Raw genomic sequence first — 17,124 nt, 5'->3', positions numbered from 1 at the left:
TTTAAAGTAAATATGGGGGCAGATTAACGCCCCGTTTATTAAAATTTGTAGTTATATCCTACATATACGCCATAATTTAGTATATTATCAAATTCGTCTATACCGGTTGTTTGATAATCCCCTTTGACGCCAAATTCAATCTCATTATTTTTGACAACTTCATAGATACCACCAATTTTTAGACCGATTAATGCACCTGTGCCAGTTGTTGATGAATTATCTAAGGTATATGTATAGATACCTGAAGTATATTGGGCTTGACCTGAGAATTCTCCCTTAACAAATGAAATGCCAGTATAAGCACCAAGAGCTAGTTTGAGATTATCGCTTAGTAGTGGAGTGTAGTCAGCACCTACTAAGATATTGTGAGTTTGCCAACTAAATTTACCATCTATGAAATCCGCGCCATCTCTTAGATTATAATCTTCACTACCTTTAGTTCTGTATGAGTATCCACCCCAAACTCTAAAAGTATCAAAGTCATAACCACCTTTTAACCCAAGCTCAACTGAAGTATCACTTGGATCATCAATAGTTGAAGGGAAAATTTCATCTAATGTTGTTCTGCTTTGTAAGAAACCACCCTCAACCCCTACAAATACGCTTTGCGCTACTGCATTGCTGCTTAAAATAGCTGTAGCTGCTACAACCGCAGCACCAAATTTAACTATGTTTGTCATAGAAAAACCCCTTGTATAATAAAATTTGAATTAAAAATTCATAACTTCACTATACCCCCCCATTAATCTAAGCTTAAATTTAATAAAATAAGATAAAAATTTATAATATTTCAATATTGTGTTACTTATGGTAACTTTTATGGGGTGATTAACTGACTTAAGCTGCCATTTATGCTATGATATATCGTGGTTTTATGCTTAAATGCCATTAATTTTAGTAGTTTGCTTTGTAAATTTGGCTGGGTAGATGGGCTAAACCACGCATTATTGCTAATAGCTATCATAAATTTAGGATCATTCTTAAATAGCTCATCTTTAGTAGCTTCGTAGCAGATGGCGTTTCTAATCTTTACTCCATCAATCTCATAATCACTTACCCCATTAGCCTTGCTATAATCCACCGCAGAGCCAAAAAATAGGGTATTAATAGGATTTTTAATGAAATTTGGCAGCGGGATCTCCTCGCCAAATGGGACTAAAATGAGCTTATCAAGCCTTTGAAATTCCCCTTTATCAAATATATATGTTGAGTTATAAAGCTTATTATCGCTAACCCCTAAGGCTCCAGCTATTATGGCTATTTGGTGGGATTTTTGCTTAAGCTCACTAAGTAGAATTTGGCTTTTATTTAAAAATAGCGGAAAGGCACTCTCAGGCAGCACCACAGCCCTAGAGCCATCTTGGATAGCTAGGTCGATTATATCAAGATTGCTTTTGATAATCTTATCTTTTGTGTTGCGATCCCAAATTTGATCTTGGCTAAGATCTGTGCTAATAAGCGAAATATCAAATGGCAAACTCTCATATTTGGCTGGTTTATTGTAGCTAATCATAAGGGAGCAAATAAGCAATATAACCCCAAAATATCCATTAAATTTAATAGCTATAATAAGGCAGATTATCACCAAAGCAAGGGTATATATAGATGGGATAAACGGGGTATCTATAAAGATTAATTGAAAATTTAACCAATCAAAGCCAAAAGGGGCAATGAGATTAGCAAAAAGCAAGAAAATCGCCTTAATATATATATTTTCTAGCCAACCAATAGCCAAAAATATAAAGCCATATATTAAGCAAATTCCCAAAATTTCAATAGGTATAAGATAGCTAAAATTATAATAAATCAAACTAAAGCTAATCCAGTAAAACCAAAATAATCCGATAAAAAACCCACTCCAAAACCAAATTTTTCTATCATTTTTTAATAATAGATATAGACCTAAAATTGCACTAATTAGACCTAAATTTGCAATATATTTTAAATTTAGTAGATCTAAAAATATAAAAAGCGAGAGTAAAATAGATATTATAAAGCCTTTTATTATAAATTTTAATGTAAAATAATCAACTAATTTTTTCTTAAAGGATCCACATGGCAGAAAATTCAATGCTAACTTCATTATTACCCCTTGTTGTATTGTTCGCAATATTCTATTTTTTAGTTATTAGACCACAGCAAAAACAGCAGCGTGAGCATAAAAATATGCTAGCCAATCTCCAAAAAGGCGATAAAATCGTAACAAATGGAGGCTTAGTGTGCGAGGTCATAAAACCAGAAGATGATTTTATCAAAGTTAAACTTAATGATGATGTAATTGTCCGCATTGATAGAAATTTTGTCGCCAAAAAATTAGACAAAATAGAGTCTAATGATGAGAAGTAGGATAACTTACAGGCTTATAGTTTTTATCCTTGCTTTTGCGTTTGGCATATTCTTTTCTATGCCAAGCTTCACTGATAGTCAAAATGGTAAAAAGGTAAGCCTAGGACTAGATCTACAAGGCGGTTTGTATATGCTCTTAAGCGTCCAAACAGAGTCTGCAATAATCTCTAAAATCAAAACAATAGCCTCAGCTATAAAGTATGATACCGATAAAAATGATATATTAGTAGATAGATTAAAAGCTGATGAAAATGGCATTAATATATCGCTTTTAGATGGAGATGATGCTAAGAGATTAGATGAAATTTTGACTAAAATCAGCGGTGTAGAGGTGCAAAAAGATGGATTGAATTATAGAGTTTTGCTCACCCCACAAGAGAAGATCGATACCTCTAAATACGCAGTAGATCAAGCTGTAGAGACTATTAGAAACCGCTTAGATCAATTTGGCTTAGCTGAGCCTACGGTGATTAAGCAAGGAGAGGATAAAATTTTAGTTGAACTTCCTGGTATTAAGAGTGCTGCTGATGAGCAAAGGGCTATGGATTTGATAGCAAAATCAGCCCACTTACAGCTAATGGCAGTTGATGAAAAGCGTCAAGATATAGCTCAAACTATGAATGAAGATGAGGCCGCAGCTTATGGAGATCTATTATTAAGCGATGCTAAAAATCCAAGATATAAGTATTTGGTAAATGAAATTCCAATTTTAGATGGAAGTATGCTAGTAGATGCTAGGGTGGCATTTGATAATCAAACAAATATGCCAATTATAAATTTCACCCTAAATGCTCAAGGGGCTGCTAAATTCGGTGATTTTACTGGGGCAAATGTAGGCAAAAGACTTGCTATAGTCTTAGATAATAGAGTATATTCAGCCCCATCTATTAATGAGAGAATCGGCGGTGGAAGTGGTCAAATAAGCGGTGGATTTAGCATTGAAGAGGCTCGTGATATAGCTATAGCTTTACGAAGTGGAGCCTTAATAGCACCTGTAAATTTGGAAGAAAAAAGAAGTATAGGCCCAAGCCTAGGTCAGCAAAGCATCGATCAAAGTATGATAGCTCTATCTTTAGGGGCTGTTTTGGTTTTATTATTTATGGTTTTAGTGTATGGCTTAGCTGGAGTTTTGGCTAATATTGCTTTGGTTGTAAATATATTGCTACTTATAGCGGTTATGGCGTTATTTGGTGCGACGCTTACACTTCCTGGTATGGCTGGGATACTACTAACTATAGGCATGGCAGTTGATGCAAATGTCATTATAAATGAGCGTATTAGGGAGCTTTTAAAAGAGGGACACAATATACATACTTGTATCCAAAAGGGATATCAAAATGCTATGAGTGCGATTGTTGATTCAAATTTAACTACGCTTATAACTTCAGCTGCCCTATATGCTTATGGGACTGGACCAGTAAAAGGCTTTGCTGTAACTATGAGTATCGGTATCATCGCTTCTATGCTAACTGCGATTTTAGGCACTCATGGTATGTTTGAGTTTTTAAGCCGTAAGATAGAAAGAGGTAGTAGTGTGCTTTGGTTTGGTTATAGGATTAAAAGGGGCTAATAATGCAGATATTTGATAAGGGTAAAATATATAATTTTATGGGTATTAGATGGGTTATGTTTGCCATCTCTGCTACGCTATTTTTTGGCTCTATTGCTCTTTTATTTACCAAGGGGTTAAATTATGGGATTGACTTTGCTGGTGGGACACTAATTCAGGTTAAATATCATGATAAAGATGCGCCAATAGATTTGATTAGAGATAAATTTTCTAGTAATGAAATTTTAAAAAATGCTAGTATAACTGAGTTTGGCTCAGCTAGTGAAATCACCATTAGATATACCACAACTAGCGATAGTTTGGGTAATAATCCTGGGGCTTTTGTGGCTGATATGCTTAAAGGTAGTGGAGAATTTGAGATTCGCAGAGTTGATGTGGTAGGGCCAAAAATCGGTAGTGAGCTAAGAGAGAAGGGGATAATGGCTGTGATTGTCTCTCTTGTGCTTATACTTATATATCTTGGTGTTAGATTTGAGTGGAGATTTGCTCTAGCTGCTATATTTAGCGAAATTCACGATGTGGTTATAGTGCTTGGGGCTATTAGTTTGCTTAGTATTGATGTAAATTTAGATACCCTTGCGGCGATTTTAACCGTTCTTGGCTACTCGCTAAATGATACTATCATTATTTTTGATAGGATTAGAGAGAGGGTTAAAGAGAGTAAATTTATAGAGCTATTTGGCGTGATTAATGAGTCTGTATCGCTTACTCTTTCTAGGACTTTGATGACATCAGTTACCACACTTTTAGCCGTTATTACGCTATTTTTCTATGGTGGAGATATGATACATGGCTTTTCTATTATTATGATAATTGGAATTTTGATTGGGACTATTAGCTCAGTTTTTATCGCTGCGCCTATGCTTAGTTGGTTTAGATTTAGTGTTGAAGAGTATAGAGCTTTAATGGTTGCTAAAGAGCTAAGAAAGAAAGAGAAAGAGAAAATTCGCGCTATGTATGAAAAAGGTAGATTATAAGGAGTTTATATGGATTGGGGTAAGGTTATATTTACATTTTTTGCACTTATGAGCTTGACTACTACGGCTGGTTTTTTATTTGAGGATAATGCTGTTGCGTTATTTATCGCTGCTAGTATAAATTTGATCTCTACCTTGCTTAAAGTAGGGGTAAGAAACCTACTTGCAGCTGAGCTTTTTGCTAGTTCATTGGTGGCTGATTTACATCTAATTCCTGCTTTTGTGTTGCTTATAACTGGCTATAGTCAAAGTATGGTATATACGCTAGTTATTGGTGCGATTTTGGCAAATATATTTTCTATTATTTTAATATTGATAGAAGCGTATAAAACTAGAGATGAATTCTAAGGATAAATAAATGCAATACATAGCTAAAGATATAGAGTATAAATGGCAAAGCGCATGGAGAGATAGCGGTTATAGTGAGCCTAAAGATGATTATAATTTGCCTAAAAAGTATATTTTATCAATGTTTCCATATCCAAGCGGTAGGCTCCATATGGGGCATGTGCGAAACTATAGTATAGGAGATGCCCTATCTAGATACTATAGAAATCAAGGCTTTAATGTCCTTCAGCCAATGGGCTTTGATAGCTTTGGTATGCCAGCAGAAAATGCTGCTATAAAGCATAAAATCCATCCTAAGAAATGGACTTATGAAAATATTGATTATATGATAAAAGAGCTTGATTCTTTGGGGTTTAGCTTCTCTAAAAAGAGATTACTAGCTACAAGCGATCCACTTTATACAAAGTGGGAGCAAGAGTTTTTTATAAAAATGTATGAAAAAGGCTTAGTATATCGCAAATCAGCTGTAGTAAATTGGTGTGAAAATGACCAAACCGTCTTAGCAAATGAGCAAGTCGAAGATGGCAAATGCTGGAGATGTGGGCATGAAGTAGTCCAAAAAGAGATGCCAGGATACTATCTTAAAATAACTGAATATGCCAATGAGCTTTTAGAGTGTTTAAAGGATTTAGAGGACAAATGGCCAAGCCAGGTTATTACTATGCAAGAGAATTGGATAGGAAAGAGCAATGGGCTTGAGTTTAAATTTGAGTTTGATGATAGTAGTAAAGAGATAGTTAAAAATGATGGATTTATGGTCTTTACCACTAGACCAGATACTATTTATGGTGTTAGCTATTGTGCTTTAGCACCCGAGCATGATATTATAAAGAGATTATTAAATAGCGAATTTATTAGCACAGATATAAAAGATAAGATTAAATCTATGTTAAATCAAAGCCCTAAAGAGCGTCAAATAGCCGATAAAGATGGGGTATATCTAGGTATTAATGCTATCCATCCACTAACCAAAGAGCTAGTGCCGATATGGTGTGCTAATTTCGTATTAGCTCAGTATGGTCATGGGGCATTGATGGCAGTTCCAGCGCATGATGAGCGGGATTATGAGTTTGCTATTAAATTTAATTTGCCTATTAAGAAGGTAATAGAGTGCGATGAGTTGCCATATATTCAAAAAAGTGGTAAGCATATAAATTCTAATATGATAAATGGCAAGGAGTATGAAGAGGCTAGTAGGGTTATTATAAATTATTTTCAAAATAATAATACTGGCAAAGAGGTTACAAACTACAAATTAAGAGATTGGGGTATCTCTAGGCAGAGATATTGGGGTGCGCCTATACCAATGGTGCATTGTGATAAATGCGGAATTGTAGCCCAAAAGCTTGAAAATTTGCCTATTTTATTGCCTGATGATGTGGTTATCACTGGGGAGGGAAATCCGCTAGATAAGCATCCAAATTTTAAAAACTGCAAATGCCCTAAATGCGGTAATCAAGCTAAAAGAGAAACCGATACTATGGATACATTTTTTGAAAGTAGCTGGTATTTTGCTAGATATGCAAGTGATGAGAAAACTTGGGAAAAAGTAGCCATAGATAAAAAAAGCGTTGATTACTGGATGAGCGTAGATCAATATATCGGTGGGATAGAGCATGCTATACTTCATCTTTTATACGCTAGATTTTTTCAGAAAGTTTTAAGAGATCTTGGATATTTGCGTGATAGTGAGCCTTTTGCTAGTTTGCTTACTCAAGGTATGGTCTTAAAAGATGGTGCTAAGATGAGTAAGAGCAAGGGAAATACAGTTGATCCTGATGATATTATCGCTAAATATGGTGCTGATACAGCAAGGCTATTTATACTCTTTGCAGCCCCTCCACAAAAGGAGCTTGAGTGGAATGATAGTGCCGTTGAGGGTGCGTTTAAGTTTATAAATAGGCTTTGTGATAGAAGTGTAAATGCCTATAAAACAGAGCAAATCCCAGATATAAATCACTCAAATTTAGATAAAGATGAAAAATACGCAAGATTAAAGGTCTATGAAGCGCTTAAAAAATCAAGCGATGTTTTTGAGAGTAGCTTTGCTTTTAATACCTTAATCGCAGCTTGTATGGAGGCTCTAAATGCCCTAAATGCTCAAAACAATAAAGATATATGGACAGAGGGCTACTATATAATTTTAAATTTACTAGAGCCAATTATCCCGCATATTTGTTGGGAGCTTAGTAGCAAGCTATTTGGGCTTAAAAATTTTAGAAAAATTGAGTTAAAAAGCGAGGTTTTTGATAGTGATATAATAAATTTAGTAATTACTATAAATGGCAAAAGAAGAGCCCAAATCGAAGTAGATAAGAGCTTAAGCAATGAAGAGATAATTGCTCAAGCCAAAGTCGCAGTATCTAAGTGGATCGCACAAGCACAAATAGTAAAAGAAATTTATGTACCAAATAAACTTGTAAATATCGTTATAAAGGGCTAAAGTGAGACTATTTGCCATTTTATTGCTAACTTTTTTGATTGTGGGTTGTGGGTATAAGCCATCTAGCGTGGCTGCTAGAGATGTTTTGGGTGGTAGTGTTTGGATTGATGTGATTATTAGCAAGATTGACCCAGAGAGCTCAGTAAATATAAAAGATGGTATAAAATCTGCTATGTTAAGACGCCTTGGGACTGATCTAGTATCAAAAGATCTAGCTGAGAGTATAATTATCGCATCTATAAAATCGCTGACATTTACCGCTATTTCATATGACCAGTTTGGCTATGCTACTGCATATAAGGCAAATTTGATTATGGAGTATAGATTAAAGCAAAAAAATGGCAATATTAAGAGTATTTTAGCTAGTGGGGATTATGATTTTCGTGTAACAAGAAGGCTTAATGATAAGCGATTTACCGATAGTGTTATTAGCGATAGTGAGAGATTTGACGCTATTACAAATGCCTCACTTCAAAGTTTTGATGAATTTATAAGCAAGTTAGCTATGCAAGGTCTTTTAGATGGCAAGTCTAATATCTGATGTTATAAAAGATGTATTTCAAGAAGCAAGTCAAAAGAAAATCACCCTAACTCCTGATAATTATCACACTCTTTTTTGTGCTGCAGCAGCTAGAAGGGGTCTTAGTGCGATGGAGTGTAAGAAGCTAGAAAATTATATATCCAAGCTAGATCAAAGCTATCAAAATGAGCTAAAAAAGATGAATGTAAGAAATATTGATGAGCTTTTTGCTTTCATTAGCTCTAGACTAAATCGTGCTAATCCAACTGATATTACTAAGATTAGTCTAGCTCAAACGATGCTTTTAAAGCGAATTTTACACGCTATAAATTTATTACATAATACCAAAGCTAAGGATTTAGCAAATTCAAGTATCTCTATGCTAGATGGTGTAATAAGCGTAGATAGTTTAAATTTGATTAGAGATCGTTGGTTTGATTTTGTTTCGCATTTTGATGATAACTATATAAAAAGATTAGAAAAATATGGGATAAAACAAAGCGATGATATAGAGAGCATAATCTCTAAAATAGAGAAATTTAAAGATAATTCTAAAGAACAAGATTTAAAATATCTTAAAATTTGCGATCTACTTATAGCGGCTTTAGTCCCATCTATAGCACCAAGTGCCGATGATGATATAGCCGCAGTTAGCGAGCATTTAAGGCAAGATCCAGCCTTGCTTAGTAGCCCAGCTATGGAAGATGATATTAAGAGATGTATCTTAAAAAGAGTTAGGCTTGACCAAAATGAGATAAAGCATAAAATTGCTATTTTAGATGGGATATTAAATAGTTTAAATACCCAAATTCAAGATTTTGCCACGACGCTTTTAGATAATGGCAGTATGGTTGATAGTGCTATTTTTGATATGGATAGTATCACTTCAATTGATGATTATAATACCATAAAGCTAAAATTGCAAAATACATCAAATAGCCTTCGTAGCGAGATAAAAGCGATGGGCTCAAAATTAAGCGATGATAGTAAGGTTATAAATAATCTAAAAGAGCGAGTAAAAGAGCTTGAAGAGATGATAGCTAGGGCTAATATTCAAAAAGATGAGATAACAGGGTTAAATAATAAAAGTAGCTTTGAGATGGAGCTAGCTAGCATTGAAGAGGCTAATTTAAAATATGGCGTGGATTATGCTATTATGATTATTGGGATTAATGGCTTAGATGATACTAGTGCTAAATATGGGGCAAATGCTAAAGATGCTATCTTATCTACAATGGCTAAAATTATACAAAATCGCTGTTTAAATGGCGAATTTATCGCTAGGACAAATACAGATGAGTTTGTGATATTAGTAGCAAATTTGGATACAAATGGTTGTGTGAATTTAGCCCAAATGATGTTAAATGATATTTCAGGGTATAAATTTAGATATAAAAATGAGCATATCATAGTAGGTGCTAGCTGTGGAATTGCCATTAGATCTAGTGCAAATAACCAAACTGATATGATACAAAGGGCAAATTTGAGATTAAAATCAGCCAGAAGCGAGGGGTTAAATTGCATAAAAGCGATTTGATGGATTATGAGAAATTCCTAAGCTCAAAGCCTATTTATTATAAAGAGATTGATTATGAGAGATTTCCTAGGATTTTTAAACAAATTAAGCTAAATACGCCACCAATTATCCATATATTAGGCACTAATGGCAAGGGTAGTACTGGCAGATTTCTTACTCAAATTCTCTCTTCTAGTGGTAAAAAAGTAGCGCATTATAGTAGTCCGCATATATTTGATTTTAGTGAGAGATTTTATAGTAGTTGTGAAGTCATTGATAAAGATAGATTAAATTTAGCTCACATTAAGCTTTTAGATATTTTTAACTCCTTTGATAACGCAAATCAGATGATAGAGAGTTTAAGCTATTTTGAGTGGGCAACCTTGATGGCTGGAGTTCTATTTGATGGGTATGATTATCTTATTATGGAGGCTGGAATGGGTGGTGAGTATGACGCTACTAACGCCTTTGATAAAATCCTTAGCATTTTTACGCCAATTGGCTTAGATCATACTGATATGCTTGGGGATACTCTTAGTAAGATTGCTACAACCAAGCTTAATGCGATGGGAGGGGTGGCTTTGGTTAGTAGCGAATTTGCCTGTAAAGATATAGCTAAAGAGATTGCTAAGAGTAAAAATACAAATTTAATATTCCAAAGCGATATATTTCAAAGTAGCATTGATGAGTATGCTAAGAGATTTAATTTGCCTGAGTTTTTAAAGATGAATCTAAGCTTAGCGGCAAATGCGGCTCACATTTTGGGTGTAGAGAATTTGGATAATATAATTTTAAATTTAGATAAATTAAGCTTAATTGGCAGATGCCAAAGGATAAAGGATAATCTAATAGCAGATGTCGGCCATAACCCCCACGCAGCTAAAGCCATAGCAAAATATCTACAAGATATAGGCTGGGATAGGGTAAATTTGATATATAATGCCTTTGATGATAAAGATATTTTTGGAGTTTTATCAAGCTTAAAGCCTTTTATTGATACAATTTTGGTTTATAATTATCCAAGTCAAAATAGAAAATTAGCAGTAGATAGGATTATTGAGCTTTCAAAAGAGCTTAAAATTAAGTGCTTTGAGTTTAAAAATCTTGATGAAAAAGAGCGTTATTTACTCTTTGGATCGTTTATGTTAGTAGAAAATTTTATTAAGGAAGAGATTGAAAGATAAGATTGTAGTTACCATAACTGATGTTAATGGCTCTAGAAACTATCTATTAAGTCAGGTATTAAAGAAAATTTTTATATATATTTTTGCTATTTTATTATTGATTTTTGTCTTTGGGGCTTTATATATGGGCTATTTACAAGATGAGACAAATGCTCTTAGGCAGACCAAAGAGGAGCTAATAAGCAGTAGCGAGAGTTTAAATTTAGAGTATGAAAAGATGAAGCAAAAGCTCTCCACTAAAGAAGAGGAGCTAATAGCAATCGAGGATAAAATTTCTCTTTTAGAAGAGCAAATAGGGCTAAATGATGAGGCAAATAGCACTACAATAGATGATAGATTAGAAAATATTAAGCTTACAGTAGAGCAGCAAAATATACTATTTTCGATGATTCCAAATGGTAAAGTGATGGAAGATGGTGGTGTAACGGCTGAGTTTGGCTGGAGAATTCACCCAGTTTTAGGTCATAGACACTTACATCAAGGTATTGATCTTAGAGCGCCAATTGGAACTCCAGTATATGCACCCGCTGATGGAGTGGTGCAAGTAGCTGGGTTTAATATAGTTAGCGGATATGGATATTTGGTGGTTTTAGAGCATAATTTTGGCTTTAAGACTAGATTTGCCCATCTATCAAGGAAAGATGTTGTCAAAGAGGGGCAGTTTGTTAAAAAAGGAGATTTAATAGGCTATAGTGGTAATACTGGTATAAGCACAGGCCCGCATTTACACTATGAGATTAGGTTTGTGCAAAGACCACTAGATCCAGCAAATTTTATTAATTGGAATAGAAAAAATTACGAAGAAATATTTCAAAAGGAGAAGAGAGTATCATGGCAGTCTTTAGTAAAGGCAGTGGCAAATTTAACTCTGAAACAACCATAATATCAGAAGGTGCTTATATAAAAGGGGAGTTGGCTTGCAGTTCGGTTTTATACATAGAAGGGCATGTAGATGGTATGATTAAATCTAGCAACACAGTTGTAATTGGTAAAAATGGTAAAGTTACTGGGATTATCACAGCTTCTAAAGTTGTGATAAATGGCGTTTTTGAGGGTAATATCGATTCTGATTCAGTTGAGATTTTAAGCGGTGGATTTGTGCTAGGCGATATATGCTCAGGTAGCTTAAGTATAGAAACTGGCGGTAGATTTGATGGTAAAAATTCGATCAAAGCCTCAGACTCTATGAGATCTTTAGAAAATTTAGAGATAATTGACACAGAGGAAAGTGGTGCAATCAAGGGTATATGAGTTTTTTAAAACCCATAAAGATCAGTTTCAAATTTTAATTGTTAGCGATGATAAAGATGCGCTCAAAGCTTACGCTGCAGCTAGTTATGCTGGGCGTGAGTGCTTTATCCTTCCTGATTTTAGAGCTAAAAACGGCGATGATTTAAGAGCTTTTAATAGCGAGCTTTTAGATATTAGCAAGGCTTTGAGCGAATTTCATCTAAGCACAAATCCAAATAAACTTATAATCTCCCCATTTAGAACAATCCTAAATAAACTCCCAAACGCAAATCAGCTAAAGGTAAAAAAGATAAATTTCGCTGATACCATCGACTTAAATAGCTTTAAAGATGAGATGCTAGGGTATGGATATACATTTGTTGATATTGTAGAAAGTAGGGGCGAGATAAGGGTTAGTGGCGATATAATCGATATTTTTAGCGTTGGAGATGAGCAGCCTTGTAGAATTACACTAGATATTGATATAGTAGAGAGTATTCGCAGATTTGACCCCGCTACCCAAAAGAGCATTAGCAATGAAGAGAGCATTACGATTACTCCATATGTAGCAGCACTTAGCGATAGTGAGTTTAAGAGCACTTTAGATAGCTTACAAGAGATCAAATCAAATAATTTGGTAAATGATCTAAATTCATTTGGCTTTTGGGTCATTGATGGATTTATAGATTACTTAGAGCAGTTTAAAGCTATTAAGGATTGTGAGATTGACTACGATGATTGCGATATGGATATAAGCAAACTTAGTAGCATTGATACCTTGCCAAAATCAAAAATATATAGAGCCTTTGAAGGTAGCATTAATAGTGATCTTATAGCATTTCATAAGGATAAAAAGATAGAGATTTTAAGCTCTAATGAGAGTGCATTTAGGGCTTTGGGATTAGAGATAAATCCAAATTTAAGTTTTATTAAAAGCGATTTAATATTAAATTTAATAAGCAAAGATGAGCTTATAATCAGCCTAAACCGCCTTACTTCTCGTAAGAAAAGACAGAAAACTAGCATTGTTTTAGATGAATTAAAAATCGGAGATTTTGTAGTTCATAGTGAGTATGGCATTGGTAAATTTGCTGGTCTTGAGCTGATTTGCGTGCTTGGCAATAGTAAGGAATTTGTGGTATTAACTTATCAAAATGATGATAGATTGCTCCTTCCTACAGAGCACCTTGATATGATAGATAGGTATATTGCTGGAAGTGGTGCGGTGGTAAATTTAGATAAGCTTGGTAAAGCGAGTTTTACAAAGCTTAAGCAAAAAGTCAAAGAGAAGCTATTTATCATCGCTAGTAAGATTATCTCACTAGCAGCTAAAAGGGAGCTGATAGAGGGTGTTAAAATCGATATTGATAGTGCTGAATTTGCTAGTTTTCAAGCACAAGCTGGATTTGAATACACTCAAGATCAAAGTGTAGCTATAAGCTCTATTTTAAATCATTTAAGAAGTGGCAAGGTAATGGATATGCTCTTAAGTGGCGATGTAGGCTTTGGCAAGACTGAAGTAGCTATGAATGCGATATTTGCTTGTGTTAAAAGTGGATTTCAAGCTCTATTTTTCGTGCCTACTACCTTGCTTTGTGCTCAGCACTATAAAAGCTTAAGCGATAGATTGAGTAAATTTGATATTGATGTTAGGCGACTTGATAGATTTAGCACGGCTAAAGATAAGGCTAGATTACTTGCTGATTTAAAGGGCTCTAAACCACTTGTGGTTATTGGGACACACGCACTTTTGAGCGTTCAAAGTGTGAATTTGGGTCTAATCATTATCGATGAAGAGCATAAATTTGGGGTAAAACAAAAAGAGAAATTAAAAGAATTTAGCGATCGCTCCCATCTATTATCTATGTCAGCTACTCCGATTCCAAGAAGCTTAAATATGGCTCTTAGCTCCATTAAAAGCTATGCCACACTCACCACGCCGCCACTTGATAGATTAGATGTTTGCACCTTTGTCAAGCAGTGGGATAGAAGCTTGATTAAAGAGGCGATTATGCGTGAGCTACGCCGTGCTGGGCAGATATTTTACTTACATAATAAAATTGCTGATATGCCAAGCATTGAGCGTGAGATCAAAGATATAGTGCCAAATTTAAAGATTCTTACTCTTCATAGCAAGATTGATGCGAAAACTAGTGAAGATGAGATGATTAAATTTGCTAATGGCGAGTATGATTTATTGCTTTGTACTAGCATTGTTGAGAGTGGAATTCATATCCCAAATGCAAATACAATTATAATTGATGAAGCAAATAAATTTGGTATTGCGGATTTACATCAGCTCCGTGGTAGAGTAGGTAGAGGCTCTAAGCAGGGGTATTGCTATTTCTTAGTAGAAAATAAAGATGAGCTAAGCGATGAAGCGCTTAAGCGTCTTGTGGCACTAGAGTCAAATTCATTCATTGGCAGTGGTGCTTTGCTTGCTTATCATGATTTAGAGATTAGGGGTGGCGGAAATTTAATTGGAGAAGCACAAAGCGGTCATATAGAGGCCATTGGCTACTCTTTATATCTTAAAATGCTAGAAGATGAGATAAATTCGCTTTTAAATAAAAATGATAAAAAGGAGTCTCAAGTAGATATTAAACTTAGTGTAAATGCCTTTTTAAATAGTGAGCTAATTAGCGAAGATAGATTAAGACTAGAGCTTTATAGGCGTCTTAGTAAGTGTAATCAAGCAAGTGAAGTATATGAAATTGGTGGGGAGATTGAAGATAGATTTGGCAAGCTTGATATTTATACTAAGCAGTTTTTAGATATTATAGTTATAAAGATTATGTCAGCACAGCAAGGATTTAAGAGTGTTAGTAGCTATGAGCAAAATATCACTTTAACCAAAATCGATGGAACAAAAGTTGCTTTAAAATCGCCAAGCAAAGATGATGATGATGTCTTAGCTGAAATTTTACGCTATTTAAGGAAAAATAGATGACTATTTCTGGGCTATCTTACCATAAGCCACTTTATACTATAGAAAAAGAGATTTCGCAAGAGAAGCAAAGTAATGATAGCAACACGCAAAATTCACAAGATCAAGCTAGTAAATATGAGCTAACAAAAGAGCAAAAGATGCAAATTACCCAGCTGCAAAAGCGTGATTTAGAAGTTAGAACTCACGAAGCAGCACATATGTCAGCTGGAGCTGGGCTTACAACTGGTGCTACCTATAGCTACCAAAGGGGACCAGATAATAAAATGTATGCTATAGGCGGTGAAGTTGGTATAGACACATCTCCAGGCAATACGCCAGAAGAGACATTGAAAAAAGCAGGACAAATCAAAAGAGCCGCCCTAGCACCAGCTCAGCCTAGTGCGGCTGATTTACAAGTAGCAGCTACGGCCACAAGCATGGAGATTGATGCTAAGATAGAAATTCAAAAAAATCAAACCCAAGAAGCAAAAGCCGATCAAAATACCCAAAATTCGCAATCAACAAACTATCTAAACGAGCAATTAAAAAACCCATACACAGCTATAAGCGTGGATTATACATCTAAAACAATAGGGGTATTTTAGTGAAAATAAAGTGGAAAAAGACCAAAGCAGCTATCGTAAGAGATGGAAAATTAAAGGCCGTAAGTGAGCTTGCCTATACAAATTTAGATGATTTAATAGGACTTAAAGAGCAAAAAGAGAAGCTTGTAAATAATACGCTAAAATTTATTAATGATGATGTTGTAAATCATGTACTTTTATGGGGCGAGAGGGGTTGTGGTAAATCTAGCCTTGTAAGGGCTGTATTTTGTAAATTTATGGATATGAATTTAAGGCTTATAGAGATAAGCACTAAAGAGCTTAAGTATCTTCATAAAATTTTAGATAAAATTAGAGATAAAAAGAGATATAAATTTATTATTTTTTGCGATGATTTTGGGTTTGAAAATACAGATAGCTCATTATCTGAGTTAAAAAATCTTCTTGAAGGCTCTATTCAAGCGACCCCATCAAATGTGATATTTTATGCTACGACCAATTTAAAACATCTTGTAAAAAGCAAACCAAATAGCGATAATTATATCATTGAGAAGGAAAATAGCAGGGAGAATTTAAGCCTTGCTGATAGATTTGGACTTCATATTAGCTTTTATGAGTTAGGGATCGATGAGTATATCGATATTGTGAGTAAATTTTTTGAAAGTAGCAATATCAATAAAGATAGGATAAAAAATGAAGCCCTAGCATACGCAGCTAGTAAGGGTGTAAGAAGCCCTAGAAATGCTAAGCAGTTTTGGCAAATGACAAAGGAGTATATTGAGAAGCGTTGAGCTATTTTTAGCACTTGATGAAGTTTGTGAGTTTGATTTTAATCTAAATAGGCATTGGTGGCCTGATTATGGGACTTTTTGGGTTATAGTGGGTGCTATTTTAACCCAAAATAGCAAGTGGTCTAGCGCAGAAAAATCCTTAAATAATCTAAAAAATTATGGCGTTAGAACTCTAAATGATATAGCAAATTTAGATATTGAGATATTAAGTGAGCTTATTAAGCCAAGTGGATTTTACAACACTAAGGCTAAGAGATTAAATCTGCTTTGTAATAATATTGTAACTAAATTTGATAGCTTTGATGAGTTTGCTAGTAGGGTTAGCTTTGATTGGCTCATAGCTCAAAAGGGCTTGGGGCTAGAGAGTGTTTATTCTATTTTATGCTTTGCTTGTGGGCGTGATGAGATGGTCGTTGATAGCTATACTAATCGGATTTTAAGGGCCCTTGGGTATGAGTTTGAGAGTTATGAAGAGACTAAAGAGTGGTTAGAGAGCATTGATAGAGATGAGGTTTATAAAGCAATTGGCGATATAAGCGATAATGAGCTATTTTGCCGCTATCATGGGGTTATTGTGGAATTTTGCAAACGCCACTTAAAAGGGGCTAAATTTGATGATTTTGCGTTAAATTTATTTAATAAGCTTAGCGATATATTATAATATTAATTTAGTAGATATTTAGATGGGCAGTTAAATGGGGATTTTG

Annotated in this window: 16 protein-coding genes; 14 read left to right on the top strand and 2 right to left on the bottom strand. The window is 34.6% G+C overall.

The genetic code is table 11. The annotated features are described in order from the left end of the window. Window positions 1–38: 38 nt before the first annotated feature. Window positions 39–680: a hypothetical protein gene (locus tag CSUIS19072_RS06020; RefSeq protein ID WP_086236903.1), complete on the bottom strand. Its 642-nt coding sequence runs from the start codon at window positions 678–680 to the stop codon at window positions 39–41. 137 nt (window positions 681–817) lie between these two features. Next, entirely contained in the window at window positions 818–2,083 is a 1,266-nt protein-coding gene (locus CSUIS19072_RS06015) for an apolipoprotein N-acyltransferase (RefSeq protein ID WP_086236902.1), read from the bottom strand. On the opposite strand from CSUIS19072_RS06015, the gene yajC reads away from it, so the two are divergent. The 14 genes from yajC to CSUIS19072_RS05945 are packed head-to-tail and all read left to right on the top strand — an operon-like array spanning window position 2,056 to window position 17,078. Continuing rightward, window positions 2,056–2,346: a preprotein translocase subunit YajC gene (yajC, locus tag CSUIS19072_RS06010; RefSeq protein ID WP_086236901.1), complete on the top strand. Its 291-nt coding sequence runs from the start codon at window positions 2,056–2,058 to the stop codon at window positions 2,344–2,346. The genes CSUIS19072_RS06015 and yajC overlap by 28 nt on opposite strands. Next, window positions 2,333–3,916 carry a protein translocase subunit SecD gene (gene secD, locus CSUIS19072_RS06005; RefSeq protein WP_086242505.1) on the top strand — a complete coding sequence of 528 codons (1,584 nt, stop codon included), beginning with the start codon at window positions 2,333–2,335 and terminating at the stop codon, window positions 3,914–3,916. Before yajC ends, secD begins: the two co-directional genes overlap by 14 nt. Window positions 3,917–3,918: 2 nt before the next feature. Beyond that, window positions 3,919–4,893: a protein translocase subunit SecF gene (gene secF, locus CSUIS19072_RS06000; protein WP_086236899.1), complete on the top strand. Its 975-nt coding sequence runs from the start codon at window positions 3,919–3,921 to the stop codon at window positions 4,891–4,893. A gap of 9 nt (window positions 4,894–4,902) precedes the next feature. Next, complete coding sequence (locus CSUIS19072_RS05995) at window positions 4,903–5,241, top strand: DUF6394 family protein (protein ID WP_086236898.1); 339 nt, start codon at window positions 4,903–4,905, stop codon at window positions 5,239–5,241. Window positions 5,242–5,251: 10 nt separating this feature from the next. Further along, window positions 5,252–7,684 carry a leucine--tRNA ligase gene (gene leuS, locus CSUIS19072_RS05990; RefSeq protein WP_086293606.1) on the top strand — a complete coding sequence of 811 codons (2,433 nt, stop codon included), beginning with the start codon at window positions 5,252–5,254 and terminating at the stop codon, window positions 7,682–7,684. Between the two features lies 1 nt (window position 7,685). Then, window positions 7,686–8,225, top strand: a complete 540-nt coding sequence (gene lptE, locus CSUIS19072_RS05985; RefSeq protein WP_086236896.1) for an LPS assembly lipoprotein LptE — start codon at window positions 7,686–7,688, stop codon at window positions 8,223–8,225. Further along, window positions 8,206–9,741: a GGDEF domain-containing protein gene (locus tag CSUIS19072_RS05980; protein WP_086236895.1), complete on the top strand. Its 1,536-nt coding sequence runs from the start codon at window positions 8,206–8,208 to the stop codon at window positions 9,739–9,741. The genes lptE and CSUIS19072_RS05980 overlap by 20 nt, the downstream gene beginning before the upstream one ends. After that, window positions 9,741–10,904, top strand: a complete 1,164-nt coding sequence (locus CSUIS19072_RS05975; protein ID WP_086293621.1) for a Mur ligase family protein — start codon at window positions 9,741–9,743, stop codon at window positions 10,902–10,904. Before CSUIS19072_RS05980 ends, CSUIS19072_RS05975 begins: the two co-directional genes overlap by 1 nt. Then, window positions 10,894–11,787 carry a M23 family metallopeptidase gene (locus CSUIS19072_RS05970; protein ID WP_086236894.1) on the top strand — a complete coding sequence of 298 codons (894 nt, stop codon included), beginning with the start codon at window positions 10,894–10,896 and terminating at the stop codon, window positions 11,785–11,787. The genes CSUIS19072_RS05975 and CSUIS19072_RS05970 overlap by 11 nt, the downstream gene beginning before the upstream one ends. Next, window positions 11,736–12,155, top strand: coding sequence for a bactofilin family protein (locus CSUIS19072_RS05965; RefSeq protein ID WP_086293605.1), 420 nt, complete (start codon window positions 11,736–11,738; stop codon window positions 12,153–12,155). Before CSUIS19072_RS05970 ends, CSUIS19072_RS05965 begins: the two co-directional genes overlap by 52 nt. Beyond that, the gene (locus CSUIS19072_RS05960; protein WP_086293604.1) at window positions 12,136–15,084 is read left to right on the top strand and encodes a DEAD/DEAH box helicase; all 2,949 of its coding nucleotides are present in this window, start codon (window positions 12,136–12,138) and stop codon (window positions 15,082–15,084) included. Before CSUIS19072_RS05965 ends, CSUIS19072_RS05960 begins: the two co-directional genes overlap by 20 nt. Then, a complete protein-coding gene (locus CSUIS19072_RS05955) occupies window positions 15,081–15,668 on the top strand; it encodes a putative metalloprotease CJM1_0395 family protein (RefSeq protein ID WP_086293603.1) in 588 nt (195 codons plus the stop codon). The genes CSUIS19072_RS05960 and CSUIS19072_RS05955 overlap by 4 nt, the downstream gene beginning before the upstream one ends. Further along, window positions 15,668–16,417, top strand: a complete 750-nt coding sequence (locus CSUIS19072_RS05950; protein WP_086293602.1) for a DUF815 domain-containing protein — start codon at window positions 15,668–15,670, stop codon at window positions 16,415–16,417. The genes CSUIS19072_RS05955 and CSUIS19072_RS05950 overlap by 1 nt, the downstream gene beginning before the upstream one ends. After that, entirely contained in the window at window positions 16,404–17,078 is a 675-nt protein-coding gene (locus CSUIS19072_RS05945; RefSeq protein ID WP_086293601.1) for a 3-methyladenine DNA glycosylase, read from the top strand. Before CSUIS19072_RS05950 ends, CSUIS19072_RS05945 begins: the two co-directional genes overlap by 14 nt. Window positions 17,079–17,124: the final 46 nt, after the last annotated feature.

It is taken from the genome of Campylobacter sp. RM19072 (genome assembly GCF_024723485.1).
GTDB classification, from domain to species: Bacteria; Campylobacterota; Campylobacteria; order Campylobacterales; family Campylobacteraceae; genus Campylobacter; species Campylobacter porcelli.
Note: the sequence above shows the minus strand (reverse complement) of the source record. Positions and strands in the feature narration are given on the sequence as shown.